The organism is Arthrobacter sp. BL-252-APC-1A (genome assembly GCF_009696625.1).
Lineage (GTDB): Bacteria > Actinomycetota > Actinomycetes > Actinomycetales > Micrococcaceae > Arthrobacter_B.
The window spans coordinates 401,774-417,509 of the sequence record NZ_VULS01000001.1 but is presented as its reverse complement, the minus strand read 5'-3'; the positions used below and the strand labels follow the sequence as shown (position 1 = coordinate 417,509).

Genomic DNA, 15,736 nt, shown 5'->3' with positions numbered 1-15,736 from the left:
GCTGCTTACCGGCGTGCGGTTGCGCTGTAGCGTCCTGCTGCGTCGCGCTGGACGGTGAGCGGCAGGTCAAACGCGGTGCTCAGGTGTTCCTCGGTGAAGACGGTGTCGATCTCACCGGCTGCCACAACGGCGCCGTCCCGCATGAGCAGTGCGTGGGTGAATCCCGGCGGTACTTCTTCGAGGTGGTGGGTGACCAGGACGATCGCGGGTGCCTCTTCATCGGCTGCCAGATTCGCCAGGCGCTGTACAAGGTCTTCGCGGCCGGCCAGGTCCAGGCCTGCGGCCGGTTCATCCAGCAGCAGCAGTTCAGGATCGGTCATCAGTGCCCGGGCGATCTGGACGCGCTTGCGTTCGCCTTCGCTGAGCGAGGAGAAGCGGCGGTTGATGTAGGTGGACATCCCCCAGTCGTGCAGGAGGTGGAAAGCGCGCCGCTCATCGAGCTTCTCGTACTTTTCACGCCAGCGTCCGGTCATGCCGTAGGCAGCAGTCAGCACCACGTTCAGGACGGTTTCGTGCTCGGGAATCTGGTTCGCCAGTGCCGCGGAGGCCAGCCCAATGCGGGGACGCAGCTCAAAGACATCCACGGCGCCCAGGACTTCCTCAAGGATCCCGGCCATGCCGCGGGTGGGGTGCATCCGGCCGCCGGCGATCTGCAGCAGCGTGGTCTTGCCGGCTCCGTTGGGTCCCATGATGACCCAGCGTTCGCCTTCCCTCACCTGCCAGTCAACGCCGTCCAACAGGGTCTTTCCGCCCCGGACGACACTTACTCCGGCAAATTCAAGAACATCACTCATAGCAGTAGACACTAGGCTAAAGAAAGGCGCGTTGGCGAAACGCGACGCCGCCGCATGTCCGCACGGCCGTGTCTACCACCGGCCGCTCTTTCCCGCACGCAGAATGGAACCCGCATGTCCCCGAAATCCTCTCCGGAGTACAGCGTTGTCAGCTACGGACGCGAATTGGCTGACGCCTACCTCGTCAGTGTCCAGCAGGCCGTTGTTGCTGCCGGTGCACGGATCGTTGAACTGGAGAACGCGGAGGGGGACGGCTATGTGGCCTCGAAACTGTTTGTAACCTACGACGGCGGCCTGGAAGCGCTGCGCCTCGCGGTCGCGTCAGCTGCCGCCGCAGCGCTCGATGGCGGTGCAGCGCAGGCGTCAAGCGCCGTCGTGCCCGCTTCGCTGATCCAGCCGGGCCGCAAACTCCTCGTCATGGATGTTGACTCCACGCTGATCAAACAGGAGGTCATTGAACTGCTCGCGGCACATGCAGGCAAGGAAGAAGAAGTTGCTGCCGTGACCGAAGCCGCCATGCGCGGTGAGCTCGACTTCGCACAGAGCCTCCACGCCAGGGTGAAGACACTGGCCGGGCTGCCGGAGTCTGTGATCGCTGAAGTGGGGACCAGGATTGAACTCTCCGACGGCGCGGAGGCCCTGGTGAAGGCCTTCCTGTCCGCCGGGCATGCCGTGGCCGTTGTTTCCGGAGGATTCAACCAGGTCCTTGCCCCGCTTGCGCAGCGGCTGGAACTGACTTTTGCCCGGGCCAATGAACTGGGAGTCGAAAACAGCGTCCTGACCGGCAAAGTTGCCGGTCAGGTGGTGGACCGGGCGGTGAAGGCTCACTCACTTCGGCAATGGGCCGCGGAACTGGGCATCCGGGAAGACCAGACGATCGCTGTGGGTGACGGCGCGAACGACCTGGACATGCTTGCGGCGGCCGCACTGGGCGTGGCGTTCAATGCCAAGCCGGCTGTGCAGGCCGCCGCAGATGCCGTGCTGAACCTGCCCAGCCTGGACGTGGTGCAGCACTTCGTGAAGCTGTAGCGCCTAGGCGCTGAGGTAGTCCGCTCCGCCCACATACTCGGTGTGGCCGGTGGGTACATCGGCAAGGGCCATGCGGGCTACCTCGGCGGCGAATTCCTCGACGGAATAGAGCCGGCCGGCTTCTTCCCGGCGTGCTTCAATCGCTCCGGGGTTGGCACGGTCGAGCAGGGTTGCCGTGACGGTTCCTTCGATCATGTCGCCGGAAACAACCACCAGGGAAATGCCCTTCTCCTCCAGCTCGCCGATCATGGCGCGCAGGGCATCCTCGCCTGCGCGCTTGCTGCGGGCCACCGGCTCGTACTCGGGCATGGTAGGAACCGTGTTGATGAAGTGGGCCTGGTGGCTGGTAACGAAAACCACCCGGGAACCGGGCTTCATCTGCGCGGCTGCAGCGGTGAGCATGTTCACCTGGGCATCGCGGTTGAGCTTGAGCGCGTAGTTATCCTCCACTCCGGTCTCCATTCCGCCGGAGGCGTTCAGGACCAGCAGATCCAGGCTCCCAAAGGAGTCCAGTGCCGCTTCGACCAGTGCTGCCGGACCTTCGGGGGACGTCAGATCGGCACCAACGGCAACAGCGCGGCCCCCTGCGGCTTCAATCCCGGCAACCACCTTGTTGGCCCGGGGCGCCTTCTGGCGGTAATTGACCACTACCCCGGCACCTTCAGCGGCCACCAGTTTGGCGACCTCCGCTCCGATGCCGCGGGAAGAACCGGTGACGATTGCGCCCTTGTGCTCAAGCTGGCCCATAAAAACTCCTTTGTGGAAATTGGCTAAAGACGTGCTCACTGGTTCCCATCCTGCCAGCCGATGCGTGCCCGTGCGTTGGTGGAAACCTCCAAGGAATACCCTGCCCGGGTGCGCGCAGGCTAGTGGCCCATTCCTAGTCCGCCGTCCACGGGGATGACAGCGCCGGAGATGTAGCCCGCTTCCGGACCGGCAATCCAGCGCACGACGGCGGCGACCTCCTCAGGCGCGGCAAAGCGGCCGGCGGGGATGGAGGACAGGTAGTTCTTCTGGGTGTCCTCCGGCAGGGAGCGGGTCATGTCCGTGTCGATGAAGCCGGGAGCCACAACATTGGCGGTGATGTTGCGGGAGCCCAGTTCCCGGGTCAGCGACCGGGCAATTCCCACCAGTCCAGCCTTGGAGGCGGCGTAGTTGACCTGGCCCGGCGAGCCGTACAGTCCCACTACAGAGGAGATGAGGACCACGCGGCCGCGGCGCAGCTTCAGCATCCCCTTGGACGCACGCTTTACCACCCGGAAGGCGCCGGTCAGGTTTGTGTCTATGACGTCGGTAAAGTCATCCTCGCTCATGCGCAGCAGCAGGGTGTCCCTGGTGATTCCCGCGTTGGCGACCAGCACCTCAACGGGGCCGTGGGCTGCTTCGACCTCGGTGAAGGCGGCATCAACGGACGCCATGTCCGTCACATCGGCCTTCACTCCGAGCATGCCCTCCGGGACGTCTCCGCTGCGGTAAGTAATGGCGACTTTGTCTCCGGCTTCGACGAACGCTTTGGCGATAGCCAGGCCTATGCCCCGGTTGCCGCCGGTAACGAGGACGCTGCGGCCGGCCTGGGTCTGGGAATCGTTCTGCACAAAAAATCCTTACGTTTAGGGTCGGGGCGTGAGAATCCGATCCTATCGGCGCCGGAGGCAACTACAAGTTCGCCGGCGGCAGTGAGACAATGGGGAAATCTGTTTGGAGAGTGAAGACCCAGTGATGTCCGGAGATGGTTCAGAAATGACCAAGGGATGAGCAAGCTATCCCGCCGCAGCGTCCACATTCCGCGGATTACGGACGCCCGCTCGGCGCACACCGATGAGATGCATGCGCGCATGGTCAAATACACGATTTCCATGAGCATCCGCATGGTCTGCTTGTTCCTGCTTTTCTTCGTCCACGGCTGGATGCTGTGGGTGGTAGTGGCGGGCGCAGTCGTGCTCCCGTGGTTCGCCGTCGTCATTGCCAACGGAGGCAGTGACCGCAGCAACCTTGGCGGAGACTCCCCCTACGAGGCTGCCGCTCCGCAGCAGCTCGAGGCACGGGTTTCCGACGCTCCCGAGAATCCCGGAACCACCGTTCTGAGTGGCGAGATTGTCGAAGATCACGGCCCCGCGGGCCGGGGTACGGCGGCGCCGGGAGCATGAACCTGCTTGACTCACTGTCCGGCGGCACGCCGGGCGAAGACCGTGCCCGCTGTTCCCGGAAGGGCTGCCGTGCAGACGCAGACTGGCAGCTGCTCTGGAACAACCCCAGGATTCACACCCCTGAACGACGTAAAATATGGCTTGCATGCGGCGAACACCGCAGCTGGCTCGAAGAGTACCTGCAGGCCCGCTCCCTGTGGAAAGAGACGCTCCCCCTTGCCGGGGACGCCGGAACCGAAAGCGACACACCGTAGATGTACAAGTTCCTCCTGTCCAGCCGCTGGCTTGGATGGTTTGTCCTGGTGTGTGCGCTGGCAGCAGTCTGCGCCTTTCTTGGCACTTGGCAGCTCGAACGCCGCGACGCTGTCCGTGAGGACATTGGCTGGGTGGAAACGAACTACTCGGCGGAACCGGTTTCCTTCCAGGAAGCTGCCGGTTATTTCAAGGAGTTTGACCCGTCGGCCGAATGGCTCCCGGTAGAACTGACCGGCTCGTATGACACGGCAAACCAGCGGATTGTGCGTAACCGTCCGCTCAACGGACGTCCCGGCTACGAAGTGCTGGTGCCGCTGAGACTTGCTGACGGTACTGCCGTCGCCGTGAACCGCGGCTGGCTCGCGATCGGCAACAACGAGGCAGGATGGCCGGACGAGGTGCCTCCGGCTCCGGAGGGCGAAGTCACCGTCACGGCCCGCCTGAAGCCTGCCGAACCCGCCCTGCTTCGCGGCGCTCCCGAAGGACAGCTTGCCTCGATCGATCTCGCTGAGTACCAGGACCAGATCGGTTACCCGCTTGAACAGGCCGCCTACGTGCTGATGGACACGGAAGATCCGGCTCCTGCCACGCGTCCCGAAGCTGCGCCAAAGCCGGACCTGGACGAAGGCCCGCATCTTTCGTATGCGCTCCAGTGGTACGCCTTCGGACTGCTGTTCTTTGTAGGCTTCGGCTACGCCGCCCGCCAGGAGGCCTGGAACATCATTGAGGCCGGCGAAGAGGATGACGAGGACTGGGACGACGACGATGAAGTCCACTCAGCAGCGCCTCTCCCCCGCCGCACACGGCCGGTCCGCAAACGTCGTGGAACCACAGGTGAAGAAGAAGAGGACGCGATCCTCGACGCCCAGGGATACTAGCGTTCAACAGGCATAAAAGTGGCCGCGCACCCCATGAGGGGCCGCGGCCACTTTCGCGTCTGCGGACACTAAGCCAGCGTGACGAGCTCCAGGTAACCTTCGTTCCAGTGGTCCTCGTCGCCGTCGGGAAGCAGGACAACCCGTTCCGGGTTCAGCGCGGCAACGGCACCCTCATCGTGGCTCACCATAACGACGGCGCCGGAATAGTTGCTCAGGGCGCCCAGGATTTCCTCACGGGAAGCAGGGTCCAGGTTGTTCGTTGGTTCGTCCAGGAGCAGCACATTCGCTGAGGAAGCCACAATGGTGGCCAGCGCCAGGCGCGTCTTCTCACCGCCGGAGAGGACTCCGGCAGGCTTATCAACGTCGTCGCCGCTGAACATAAAGGAACCCAGGACGCTGCGGACCTCCGCATCGTCCATATCCGGTGCGGCGGAGCGCATGTTCTCCAGCACGGTGCGGTCGGTATCCAGGGTTTCGTGTTCCTGGGCGTAGTAGCCGATTTTCAGTCCGTGGCCGGGAATGATGCGTCCGGTATCGGGGATGTCCACACCGGCCAGCATGCGCAGCAGGGTGGTCTTGCCGGCGCCGTTCAGGCCAAGGATGACTACCTTCGAACCACGGTCAATCGCCAGGTCCACGTCCGTGAAGATCTCCAGCGAGCCGTAGCTCTTGCTGAGGCCTTCAGCCATCATGGGGGTCTTCCCGCAGGGGGCGGGATCCGGGAAGCGGAGGGCGGCAACCCGGTCCGTGGCGCGGACAGCGTCGAGGCCGCTCATCAGCCGGTCCACGCGCTTGAGCATGCTCTGGGCGGCGGACGCACCCGACGCACGGGCCTTCATCTTGTTGGCCTGGGCCAGCAGGGCACCGGCCTTCTTCTCCGTGTTGGCGCGCTCACGCTTACGGGCGCGTTCGTCCGTCTCACGCTGGACCTTGTAACGCTTCCAGTCCATGTTGTAGATGTCGATCGTGGCGCGGTTGGCGTCCAGGCTGAAGACCTTGTTGACCGTTGCTTCCAGCAGGCCGGTGTCGTGGCTGATCACGATCAGGCCGCCGGTGTGGTTCTTGAGGAACTCGCGCAGCCAGGCGATTGAATCGGCGTCGAGGTGGTTGGTGGGCTCATCGAGGAGCATGGTCTCGGCGTCGGAGTACAGGATCCGGGCCAGCTCAACACGGCGGCGCTGGCCGCCGGAGAGTGTCTTCAGCGGCTGGTTCAGCAGCCGGTCCGGCAGGGCCAGGTTCGCGCAGATGGTCGCGGCCTCGGACTCTGCGGCATATCCGCCGGCGGAGAGGAACTCCGCTTCGAGCCGGTCGTAGCGCTTCATGGCCTTGTCAGAGACCTTCGAATCGTCGCTGGCCATTTCGTCCTGGCACTTCTTCAGCTCCGTGAGGACCTTGTCCAGGCCGCGGGCGGAGAGAATGCGGTCCCGGCCCAGCTGTTCCATGTCCGGTGTGCGCGGGTCCTGCGGCAGGTAGCCGATATCCCCGGTGCGCTTGATATGTCCGGCGGCCGGAAGCGTTTCGCCTGCCAGCACCTTGGTCAGCGTGGTCTTACCGGCGCCGTTGCGTCCCACCAATCCAATTTTGTCCCCTTTGTCCACACGGAATGAGACCGCTTCCATGAGCAGGCGTGCACCGGCACGAAGCTCGAGTTCAGATACGGCAATCACTAAGGAGGGACCTTTCGAAGGGTGGGTTCTACGCAGGTTGTACGCGGATGCCGCGAAGGCAGCCTTTCAAGTCTACCGGTTCGGGACGATTTGTAGGAACCCGACAACGGTGGACGGGCAGTCCCCGGTCTAGTCTCGGATTCACCGGGGTGATTCTCCCGGCGCCCTGAGGCGAATGTTGTAGGACACCGACGAAATGAGCCCAAATGACCGCTGCTCCTGAACCCACTGCGCCTGCCGGCCCGGCCTCCCCTTCCCGGAAGGGCGGAAACGGCTCGACTGGGCATTCCGGGCGGCAGTTTCCATCATCACGGCCGCGGTGGGACGCCGTGGACCTGTCCTACATCGCAGTCTTTGCCGCCCTGGTCGCCGCATTTTCGCTGCTGCCCGGGATTCCGCTCCCCGTAGGCGTGCCGATCACCCTTCAGACCCTCGCGGTAATTCTCACCGGAATGGTCCTCGGTCCGGGCCGGGGCACCGCAGCCGTGGGGCTTTATCTGGTTGCCGGCCTGGCCGGCCTGCCGGTCTTCAGCGGCTTCCGCTCCGGCATCGGTGTCCTGGCGGGACCATCCGCCGGGTACCTGCTCGCGTTCCCCCTGGCGGCCCTGGTGGTGGGCCTGCTGGCCCGCGCCCTGATGGGCCGGATCCGTCGCGCCCGCTTCGCTGTGCTCTTCGCCGCCGGGCTGCTCACCAGCTTTTCGGTGGTTCATCCCCTGGGCATCGCAGGCATGATGCTCAATGCAAAGCTCAGTTTTCCTGCCGCTGTTGCTGCTGATATGGCCTTCTGGCCCGGAGACGTGGTCAAGAATCTCCTGGCAGCCGCGGTTGCAGTCAGTGTCTTCGCAGCCTTTCCCCGGATGGTTCCGGGTACCAGGCGGGTCCGCCGCTGATGGTTGTCCGCTTTGAGGAGGCTGCAGTCGAGGTGCAGGACGCAGAATCGGGTCCCCAAACCATCCTGCATCCGGTCTCCCTGACCCTTGCTGAGCAGCGGATTGCGGTCATTGGTGCGAACGGCACGGGGAAATCAACGCTTCTGCGCCTGATCAACGGTCTGCTGCTGCCCTCCAGCGGCAGCGTGAGCGTCGACGGCGCTGATACAGTCCGCAGCGGAAGCGAGGTGCGGGGCCGTGTGGGTTTTGTCTTCACGGATCCGCTCTCGCAGCTGGTGATGCCTACCGGGCGGAACGACGTCGAGCTTTCCCTGCGGCGCAGCGTGCGGAATGCACGCGAACGCCGGGTGGCCGCGGAGAAGGTGCTGGACCGTTTTGGCCTGCTGCAGCTGGCGGACCGCAGCATCTATGACGTCTCAGGCGGTGAACGCCAGCTGATGGCGCTGGCTGCCGTGCTGGCCACGGATCCTGCCGTGCTGGTGGCAGATGAACCGAGCACCCTCCTGGATCTGCGTAACACTGCCCGGCTGCGGGCCATCCTTGCCGCACTCCCCCAGCAGGTCATCTTCACCACCCATGACCTTGAGTTTGCAGCCGACGCTGAACGGGTGCTGGTAGTGGACGAAGGCTCCGTGGTGTTCGACGGCCCGGCTGCGGAAGGCATTGCAGCCTACCGGCAGCTGGCGGCCCGCGCAGGCCAGTGGGCGGAGTGACCTGATGAGGAGCACCAGGCATCTGGGCGAGTACCGGGCCGGGAACTCTATGGTGCACAGGGCCCCGCTGTGGCTTAAGGCAGCAGTTGTTGTGGTGGTATCCGGGGGCACGCTGTTCGCTGCCCGGCCGCTTGCCACGGCAGCGGCTGCGGCCCTGGTTGCGGCTGTCTACGCTGCCACAGGACTGCTGCGCGAGCTGCCGCGGCCGCTCAGGCTAATGTGGCCGGTCCTGGTACTCATCGCCGGCTTCCAGCTGTGGCACGCCGGTGCTGCGTCCGCCGTGACCGTGGCCGGGAACATTATGGTCTGCGTTGCGGCCGCCCGCCTGGTGATACTCACCGTGCCGGTACCGCAGCTGCTGGACGGGGCAGTGGCCCTGGTGCGGCCCCTGCGGGTGCTTGGGGCGGACCCGGAGCGCTTTGGGCTGGCACTGGCCCTGATGCTGCGCAGCATTCCGTACCTGCTGGGCTCAGCTTCCGATGTCCGGGATTCTGCCAGGGCCCGGGGACTCGAACGGAATCCGCGCGCTCTCGCGGTCCCGGTGGTGATCCGGGCTGTGGCGTACGCACAGCAGACAGGCGAAGCATTGGCCGCAAGGGGAATCGGCGAACCGGAGCGCGGCTTAAAAGACTAAAGGCGGCATGCAAAAGGGCGGGCACCTCCGAAGAGATGCCCGCCCTTTTGTCTTGTACGGCGGAGCCTGCCTAGATGTTGAAGCCCAGGGCCCGCATCTGGTCGCGGCCGTCGTCCGTGATCTTCTCAGGTCCCCACGGCGGCATCCACACCCAGTTCAGCCGGAACTCGTCGACGATGCCTTCCAGCGCCTTGCCTGTCTGCTCCTCGATGACATCGGTCAGCGGGCAGGCGGCAGTGGTCAGGGTCATGTCAATGAGCAGGGCACCGTCTTCAGCGTATTTCAGCCCGTACAGCAGGCCCAGGTCGACGACGTTCACCCCCAGCTCGGGGTCGATGACGTCCTTGAGGGCCTCTTCGACATCCTCAAGGGACGTCTGGGCCAGGTTGGCGTCAGTCATGTTCTGCTCCTCGTCTTCCGGCGTTCTGCGGTGCCGGATCAGGCGCTGGCTGCGCCGGCGTTGGTGAACCGGTCGTAGCCCTCTTCTTCAAGGCGGTCGGCAAGCTCGGGGCCGCCCTGCTCGGCGATCCGTCCGTCGACGAATACGTGCACGTAGTCCGGCTTGATGTAGCGCAGGATCCGCGTGTAGTGCGTAATCAGCAGCGTACCCATGTTTCCGTTGGCGTGTTCACGGTTTACGCCTTCGGAGACAACCTTCAGGGCGTCCACGTCAAGACCGGAGTCGGTCTCATCCAGGATGGCGAACTTCGGGTGGAAGAGCTCAAGCTGGAGGATCTCCACGCGCTTCTTCTCGCCGCCGGAGAAGCCTTCGTTGACGTTTCGCTGGGCGAAGTCGGCATCGATGCGAAGCTGCGACATGGCGCCCTTGACGTCCTTGGTCCAGTGGCGCAGGGACGGTGCTTCGCCGTCCAGTGCGGTCTTGGCGGTGCGCAGGAAGTTCGTCATGGTGACGCCCGGAACCTCAACCGGGTACTGCATGGCCAGGAAGAGGCCGGCGCGGGCGCGCTCGTCAACGCTCATTGCCAGGACGTCTTCGCCGTCCAGGGTGATGGAACCGCTGTCCACCGTGTAGCGCGGGTGGCCGGCAATGGTGGAGGCGAGGGTGGACTTGCCGGAGCCGTTCGGGCCCATGATGGCGTGGGTTTCCCCGGTGTTGATGGTGAGGCTGACGCCCTTCAGGATCTGCTTCTTGACACCCTGTTCGGTCTCAATGCTGACGTGAAGGTCCTTGATTTCAAGAGTGGACATGCGTTGTTCGCTTTCTCTTTGCACGCGTGCGGTGCGGTCTGCAGGTTCTTGGTGGAGGAAGAGGTCTTAGTTCTCGACCTGTGCGAGCTCACGCTCGACGGCGGCGGTGAGGCGCTCTTCCAGTTCCGGAACCCGGATCTGCTGGATGATTTCGTTCAGGAAGCCGCGCACCACAAGGCGGCGTGCGATGTCCTCGGGGATGCCCCGGGCCATCAGGTAGAACAGGTGCTCGTCGTCGAACCGGCCGGTGGCGCTGGCGTGGCCGGCACCTTCAATGAGACCGGTCTCGATTTCCAGGTTCGGCACGGAGTCGGCACGGCCGCCGTCGGTAAGCAGCAGGTTGCGGTTCACCTCGTAGGTGTCGGTACCTTCGGCTTCCTTGCGGATCAGCACGTCGCCAACCCAAACGGTGTGTGCGTCCTTGCCCTGCAGCGCGCCCTTGTACATAACGCGGGACTTGCAGTTCGGCACCGCGTGGTCGACGAACAGGCGCTGCTCCAGGTGCTGGCCGGCGTCGGCGTAGTACAGGCCAAACATCTGCACATCGCCGCCGGTGGCGGTGAACTTCGAGGACGGTGTCACGCGCACCAGGTCGCCGCCGAGGCTGACGACTACGTGCTTGAAGCGTGCGTCGCGGCCAACCTTGGCGTACTGGGCGGACGCGTGAACGGCGTCGTCGTCCCAGTCCTGTACGGAGATGACGGTCAGTTCCGCGCCGTCGCCGACGATGATCTCCACGTTCTGGGACAGCGTGGCTGAACCCTTGTGGTCCAGGACCACAACTGCCTTGGAGAAGGCGCCGGCCTCGATGACCACGTGCTGGGCGGCAGGATCAGTGCCGGCACCTGTGATGCTCAGCGTGACCGTGCCTTCAGCCTGCATGTCCTTCGGAATGCTGACCAGGGTGGCTTCGGTGAAGGCTTCCCAGGCTGCTGCAGCAACCAGGTCTTCGGGGATGCCTGCGGTGCCGATCCGGGCATCGTCGCGGCCGATTCCGGCTACGGTGATGCCTTCGGGAGCTACCACGGCCACCTCGGGGGCGGTCCCGGTCAGATCCTGGGTGTGCAGGCCGCGCAGGCGCTTCAGCGGAGTAAACCGCCAGTCCTCTTCACGGCCGGTGAGCTTGCCAAAATCCGCCCGGTTGAAGGAGGTGAGGCGCCCGGCGCGCGAGCTGTCAGGAATGCCTGCCCCGGCACCGTGGCTGTGGGACTTGCTGCTGTCACCGCCCAGAACGGGGGAAGAATCGTTCAGCGGGGAGAGGTTTTCGCCTTCCTCGGTGAAACCGTCAATGCGGACCCGGCGGTCCCCGGAGGGGGCCCCGATGCGCGCCTTGACACCTTCCACTGCGTCGCTGACTTTCTCGGCTACGGTTTCAGCGACGTTCTCGGCTGTGTTTACTACGGCGTCGTTTAGCTTCGACATTAACCGACGGCTCCTTCCATCTGGAGTTCGATGAGGCGGTTGAGTTCGAGGGCGTATTCCATCGGCAGTTCGCGTGCGATCGGCTCGATGAAGCCGCGCACGATCATTGCCATTGCCTCGTCCTCGGGAAGGCCGCGGGACATCAGGTAGAACAGCTGCTCCTCGCTGACCCGCGAGACGGTGGCTTCGTGGCCCATGGTCACGTCATCCTCGCGGATATCCACGTAGGGGTAGGTGTCCGAACGGGAAATGGTGTCCACCAGCAGGGCGTCGCAGCGAACGGTGTTGGCGGAGTTCTTCGCGCCTTCACGGACCTGGACCAGGCCGCGGTAGGCAGCACGGCCGCCGCCGCGGGCAACGGACTTGGAGATGATGGAGCTCTTGGTGTTAGGGGCAATGTGCACCATCTTCGAGCCGGTGTCCTGGTGCTGGCCTTCGCCGGCGAAGGCGATGGACAGGGTCTCGCCCTTGGCGTGCTCGCCGACCAGGTAGACAGCCGGGTACTTCATGGTGACCTTGGAACCGATGTTGCCGTCGATCCACTCCATGGTGGCGCCTTCGTGCGCAATGGCACGCTTGGTCACCAGGTTGTACACGTTGTTCGACCAGTTCTGGATCGTGGTGTAGCGGACGCGGGCGTTCTTCTTGACGATGATCTCGACGACGGCGGAGTGCAGTGAGTCCGAGGTGTAGATCGGAGCGGTGCAGCCTTCGATGTAGTGGACGTAGGAGTCCTCGTCGGCGATGATCAGCGTGCGCTCGAACTGGCCCATGTTTTCCGTGTTGATGCGGAAGTAGGCCTGCAGCGGGATCTCCACGTGGACGCCCTTCGGGACGTATACGAAGGAACCGCCGGACCACACGGCAGTATTCAGCGAACCGAACTTGTTGTCGCCTACCGGGATAACCGTGCCGAAGTACTCCTGGAAGATCTCCGGGTGTTCCTTCAGCGCGGTGTCGGTGTCCAGGAAGATGACGCCCTGGCGCTCCAGGTCTTCACGGAGCTGGTGGTACACGACCTCGGACTCGTACTGGGCAGCGACGCCGGAAACCAGGCGGCCGCGCTCAGCTTCGGGGATGCCGAGCTTCTCGTACGTGTTGCGAATGTCCTCGGGGAGATCTTCCCAGGTGTTCGCCTGCTTCTCGGTGGAGCGCACGAAGTACTTGATGTTGTCGAAATCGATGCCGGAGAGGTCTGCACCCCAGGTGGGCATGGGCTTGCGGTCGAAGTACTTCAGGCCCTTCAGGCGCAGGTCCAGCATCCATTCCGGTTCGTTCTTCTTCGCCGAAATGTCACGGACAACCTCCTCGGAGAGGCCGCGGCGGGCGTTGGACCCGGCGACATCTGAGTCGGCCCAGCCGTACTCGTAGGTACCAATGCCCTCGAGTTCGGGGTTCTTTTCCAGGATGTCTGAAATCACGGAGTCGGGCACCGCTGGTGCCTCAACCTTCCGGGTTACTTGATCCGTCATCACGGCCTTTCTTGCTGATGAGTGGATGTGGACTGGTTGGTTGCGGAGCCCACCGTCTGGTGAGGCGCAGACTTCGAACGGCCCACGGGGATGTGGGTCGTACAAACGTGCCCCCCGCGGGAGAGCGTGGACAGCCTGCGCACGTCCACACCCAGCAGCCGGGAGAAAACTTCGGTCTCCTTGTCACAGAAGACGGGGTAGGCGCTGGCCAGCGCCTGGATGGGGCAGTGCCCCTGGCAAAGCTGGATGCTCAGCAGGGTGCTGGGTGTCCGGCTCGTGCCGATCATGGTCGTAGAGGCAACGAAGCCGTCCCTGGTCAGTTCTGCGGAGAGCGCCCGGGCCCTGTCCTCCAGGGCAGGACCAGCGGCGTCGAGCACCGGACGGTAACGTTCTTCCATCTTCCGGAACCGCTCTGCCGCGAATGCTTCAATGGCTTCCGGACCGGCTGCAGCTCCAAGTGCCCGAAGGGCCTCGGTGGCAATGGTCAGGTAGTCATTACCCAGATAGGACTGGCCCTGCTGGCTGACAACGTAGCGCCGCGCCGGACGGCCTGCACCTGCCCCGGGGCTGGAAACCCGCTTGACCTCAATCAGGCCCTGCCGCTCCAGTGCGTCCAGGTGCCTGCGCACCGCTGCCGGCGTGAAGCCAAGCCGCTCGCCGAGCTCGGCCGCACTCACGGGACCGTGCTCAAGCACGGCACCGAGTACGCGGTCCCTGGTACGTTCTTCCGACTCCCGGGCTGCTGCCTGGGTTGCGGGTTTCACCGCCCCAGTCTCCGCCGGAGGGGTCTCCGTCTCTGAGCTCTTCACAGAATACACAACACAATCATGACCTAATCCATTCCTCAAGGCTACTAAGGACATGCTTCCCACCCGCCCGCACGGGGTGCGGGGAGGGCGGGAATGGACTACTACCTAACGTAGAATACTGGGGTGTCTAACAATGAACCCTGCCTGTCTATCTCCGGCCTGATCCGGGATCTGGGCCCTGTTCCCGGTTTGGACGGGAAAATGATCCGGGTGCTGGCCGGGGTCGACCTGACCGCGAGGCGGGGGGAGGTCACCGCACTCCTCGGCGCAAACGGTGCCGGCAAGACAACCACGCTCGAATGCGCGCAGGGGCTTCAGCCCATCGACGGCGGCGAAGTGCGCCTTCTCGGCGAAGCACCCTATGGAGCGGGCGCAGAGCTGCGCGCGCGCGTAGGGGTCATGCTCCAGGACGGCGGACTGCCGCCGGCTGCCCGTCCCGTAGCCCTGCTGCGGCATATAGCTTCCATGTACAGGGATCCGCGCGACGTCGATTCGCTGGTGGAGCGTCTGGGAATCAACAGCTTTGCCAGGACAGGCATCCGCCGCCTCTCCGGCGGGCAGCGCCAGCGGGTTGCGCTGGCAGCAGCCCTCGTGGGCAACCCGGAAGTGCTCTTCCTTGATGAGCCGAGCGCCGGGCTGGACCCGCAGTCCCGCCAGATAGTGTTCGACCTGATCCAGGAGCTTAGGGCAGAAGGACTGGGCATCATCCTGACCACCCACCTCCTCGACGACGCCCAGCGGCTCGCCGACTATGTCTACATCATCGATGCCGGGCGCACCGTGGCTTCGGGAACTGTGGCGGAGCTCACGGCACGGACCGCTGCCCACGCCAGCGGACGCGAACTCACTTTCGAGGCACCCCCCGGGCTCAAGCCCGCGCTTGCCGGGCTGGAACACCTGGCGTTCACCGAAGATACTCCGGGCCGGTACGCTCTCCGGGGCGAGTTCTCCCCCGCAGACCTCGCCGGACTGGCTGGCTGGTGGCAGGATGCAGGCATCCTCCCGGACAGCATCCACATGGCATCCCGCACTTTGGAGGACGTGTTCCTCGAACTCTCCGGAAAGGAGATCCGATGAGCGCGCCGGCTTCCCTGCCAGTCAGGGTCCTGAACCAGGGCAAATACGAGGCCGAGACCATGCTGCGCAACGGTGAACAGCTCATTCTCGCCGTCGTGCTTCCGCTCCTTGGCCTCATTGCATTGAGCGTGACTCCGGTCCTGGATGACTTTGGGCCCTCCCGGATAGACACAGCCACGCCCGGCATCCTTGCCCTGTGTGCCCTGTCAACTGCTTTCACCGGCCAGGGCATCGCAACCGGCTTCGACCGGCGCTACGGTGTTCTCCGGTTCCTCTCCACCACTCCCCTTGGCCGGGCCGGACTCATTGCCGGCAAGGTGATCGCCGTGCTGTCCGTACTGGCGATCCAGGTGGTGCTTGTCAGCGTCGTCGCCCTCTTCATCGGCTGGCGTCCGTCGCTGCCCGGAATCCCGCTGGCGCTCCTGCTGCTTGTCCTTGGGGCAGTGGCCTTTACCTCGCTTGGCCTGCTGGTCGCCGGAACGGTCCGTCCCGAGGCCACACTGGCCATCACCAACCTGCTCTGGATCCTTCTGGCGGGCATCGGAGGCATAATCCTTCCGGCTGCCAGCCTGCCCTCAGACATGGAACCGTTCGTCCAGCTGCTGCCCTCGGCGGCGCTGGGTGATGTACTGAGATCAGCCCTGATAGATACGCAGTTCAACCTTTCCGCCACGCTCATCCTGCTGGCGTGGACAATCCTGGGCGGCCTCGCTGCTGTCCGCTGGTTCAAATGGAGTTAG

18 protein-coding genes are annotated in these 15,736 nt (G+C 64.3%); 9 read left to right on the top strand and 9 right to left on the bottom strand.

The window, feature by feature from the left end; genetic code table 11:
- Positions 1–5 precede the first annotated feature (5 nt).
- Positions 6–794, bottom strand: coding sequence for an ABC transporter ATP-binding protein (locus tag FYJ28_RS01935; RefSeq protein ID WP_055241130.1), 789 nt, complete (start codon positions 792–794; stop codon positions 6–8).
- Positions 795–908: 114 nt separating this feature from the next.
- On the opposite strand from FYJ28_RS01935, the gene serB reads away from it, so the two are divergent.
- On the top strand, positions 909–1,823 hold the full coding sequence (serB, locus tag FYJ28_RS01930; protein ID WP_154578083.1) for a phosphoserine phosphatase SerB: 915 nt from the start codon (positions 909–911) through the stop codon (positions 1,821–1,823).
- A gap of 3 nt (positions 1,824–1,826) precedes the next feature.
- On the opposite strand, the gene FYJ28_RS01925 is transcribed toward serB, so the two are convergent.
- Both FYJ28_RS01925 and FYJ28_RS01920 read right to left on the bottom strand, forming a co-directional pair.
- Positions 1,827–2,570 (bottom strand): SDR family oxidoreductase, encoded by a 744-nt coding sequence (locus FYJ28_RS01925; protein WP_154578082.1) that lies wholly within the window; start codon positions 2,568–2,570, stop codon positions 1,827–1,829.
- A gap of 119 nt (positions 2,571–2,689) precedes the next feature.
- On the bottom strand, positions 2,690–3,418 hold the full coding sequence (locus tag FYJ28_RS01920) for a beta-ketoacyl-ACP reductase (protein WP_055241136.1): 729 nt from the start codon (positions 3,416–3,418) through the stop codon (positions 2,690–2,692).
- 156 nt (positions 3,419–3,574) lie between these two features.
- Here FYJ28_RS01920 and FYJ28_RS01915 point away from each other — a divergent pair, with 156 nt between their 5' ends.
- The 3 genes from FYJ28_RS01915 to FYJ28_RS01905 are packed head-to-tail and all read left to right on the top strand — an operon-like array spanning position 3,575 to position 5,103.
- The gene (locus FYJ28_RS01915; RefSeq protein WP_154578081.1) at positions 3,575–3,970 is read left to right on the top strand and encodes a DUF3099 domain-containing protein; all 396 of its coding nucleotides are present in this window, start codon (positions 3,575–3,577) and stop codon (positions 3,968–3,970) included.
- Entirely contained in the window at positions 3,967–4,224 is a 258-nt protein-coding gene (locus FYJ28_RS01910; protein WP_055241141.1) for a hypothetical protein, read from the top strand. Before FYJ28_RS01915 ends, FYJ28_RS01910 begins: the two co-directional genes overlap by 4 nt.
- A complete protein-coding gene (locus FYJ28_RS01905; RefSeq protein WP_055241143.1) occupies positions 4,225–5,103 on the top strand; it encodes an SURF1 family cytochrome oxidase biogenesis protein in 879 nt (292 codons plus the stop codon).
- A gap of 68 nt (positions 5,104–5,171) precedes the next feature.
- Here the strand turns inward: FYJ28_RS01905 and FYJ28_RS01900 are convergent, their stop codons facing one another.
- Positions 5,172–6,770: an ABC-F family ATP-binding cassette domain-containing protein gene (locus FYJ28_RS01900; protein ID WP_055241144.1), complete on the bottom strand. Its 1,599-nt coding sequence runs from the start codon at positions 6,768–6,770 to the stop codon at positions 5,172–5,174.
- A gap of 329 nt (positions 6,771–7,099) precedes the next feature.
- Between FYJ28_RS01900 and FYJ28_RS01895 the strand changes: the two genes are divergently transcribed.
- Genes FYJ28_RS01895 through FYJ28_RS01885 form a run of 3 tightly spaced genes read left to right on the top strand, consistent with a single transcriptional unit; the run spans position 7,100 to position 9,007 of the window.
- A complete protein-coding gene (locus tag FYJ28_RS01895) occupies positions 7,100–7,660 on the top strand; it encodes a biotin transporter BioY (RefSeq protein WP_326831445.1) in 561 nt (186 codons plus the stop codon).
- On the top strand, positions 7,657–8,373 hold the full coding sequence (locus tag FYJ28_RS01890; protein ID WP_442778564.1) for an energy-coupling factor ABC transporter ATP-binding protein: 717 nt from the start codon (positions 7,657–7,659) through the stop codon (positions 8,371–8,373). Before FYJ28_RS01895 ends, FYJ28_RS01890 begins: the two co-directional genes overlap by 4 nt.
- A 4-nt stretch (positions 8,374–8,377) precedes the next feature.
- On the top strand, positions 8,378–9,007 hold the full coding sequence (locus tag FYJ28_RS01885; protein WP_154578078.1) for an energy-coupling factor transporter transmembrane component T: 630 nt from the start codon (positions 8,378–8,380) through the stop codon (positions 9,005–9,007).
- A 70-nt stretch (positions 9,008–9,077) separates the two neighbouring features.
- Here FYJ28_RS01885 and FYJ28_RS01880 read toward each other — a convergent pair whose 3' ends face one another.
- The 5 genes from FYJ28_RS01880 to FYJ28_RS01860 form a co-directional block, all read right to left on the bottom strand.
- Complete coding sequence (locus FYJ28_RS01880) at positions 9,078–9,407, bottom strand: metal-sulfur cluster assembly factor (protein WP_055241151.1); 330 nt, start codon at positions 9,405–9,407, stop codon at positions 9,078–9,080.
- A gap of 38 nt (positions 9,408–9,445) precedes the next feature.
- Positions 9,446–10,216 (bottom strand): Fe-S cluster assembly ATPase SufC, encoded by a 771-nt coding sequence (gene sufC / locus FYJ28_RS01875; protein ID WP_055241153.1) that lies wholly within the window; start codon positions 10,214–10,216, stop codon positions 9,446–9,448.
- A gap of 66 nt (positions 10,217–10,282) precedes the next feature.
- Positions 10,283–11,638 carry a Fe-S cluster assembly protein SufD gene (gene sufD, locus FYJ28_RS01870; protein ID WP_154578077.1) on the bottom strand — a complete coding sequence of 452 codons (1,356 nt, stop codon included), beginning with the start codon at positions 11,636–11,638 and terminating at the stop codon, positions 10,283–10,285.
- Positions 11,638–13,110, bottom strand: a complete 1,473-nt coding sequence (gene sufB / locus FYJ28_RS01865) for a Fe-S cluster assembly protein SufB (protein ID WP_055241155.1) — start codon at positions 13,108–13,110, stop codon at positions 11,638–11,640. The genes sufD and sufB overlap by 1 nt, the downstream gene beginning before the upstream one ends.
- On the bottom strand, positions 13,110–13,874 hold the full coding sequence (locus FYJ28_RS01860; RefSeq protein WP_055241157.1) for a helix-turn-helix transcriptional regulator: 765 nt from the start codon (positions 13,872–13,874) through the stop codon (positions 13,110–13,112). The genes sufB and FYJ28_RS01860 overlap by 1 nt, the downstream gene beginning before the upstream one ends.
- A gap of 168 nt (positions 13,875–14,042) precedes the next feature.
- Between FYJ28_RS01860 and FYJ28_RS01855 the strand changes: the two genes are divergently transcribed.
- On the top strand, positions 14,043–14,996 hold the full coding sequence (locus tag FYJ28_RS01855) for an ABC transporter ATP-binding protein (protein WP_442778561.1): 954 nt from the start codon (positions 14,043–14,045) through the stop codon (positions 14,994–14,996).
- Positions 14,993–15,736: an ABC transporter permease gene (locus FYJ28_RS01850; RefSeq protein WP_055241161.1), complete on the top strand. Its 744-nt coding sequence runs from the start codon at positions 14,993–14,995 to the stop codon at positions 15,734–15,736. Before FYJ28_RS01855 ends, FYJ28_RS01850 begins: the two co-directional genes overlap by 4 nt.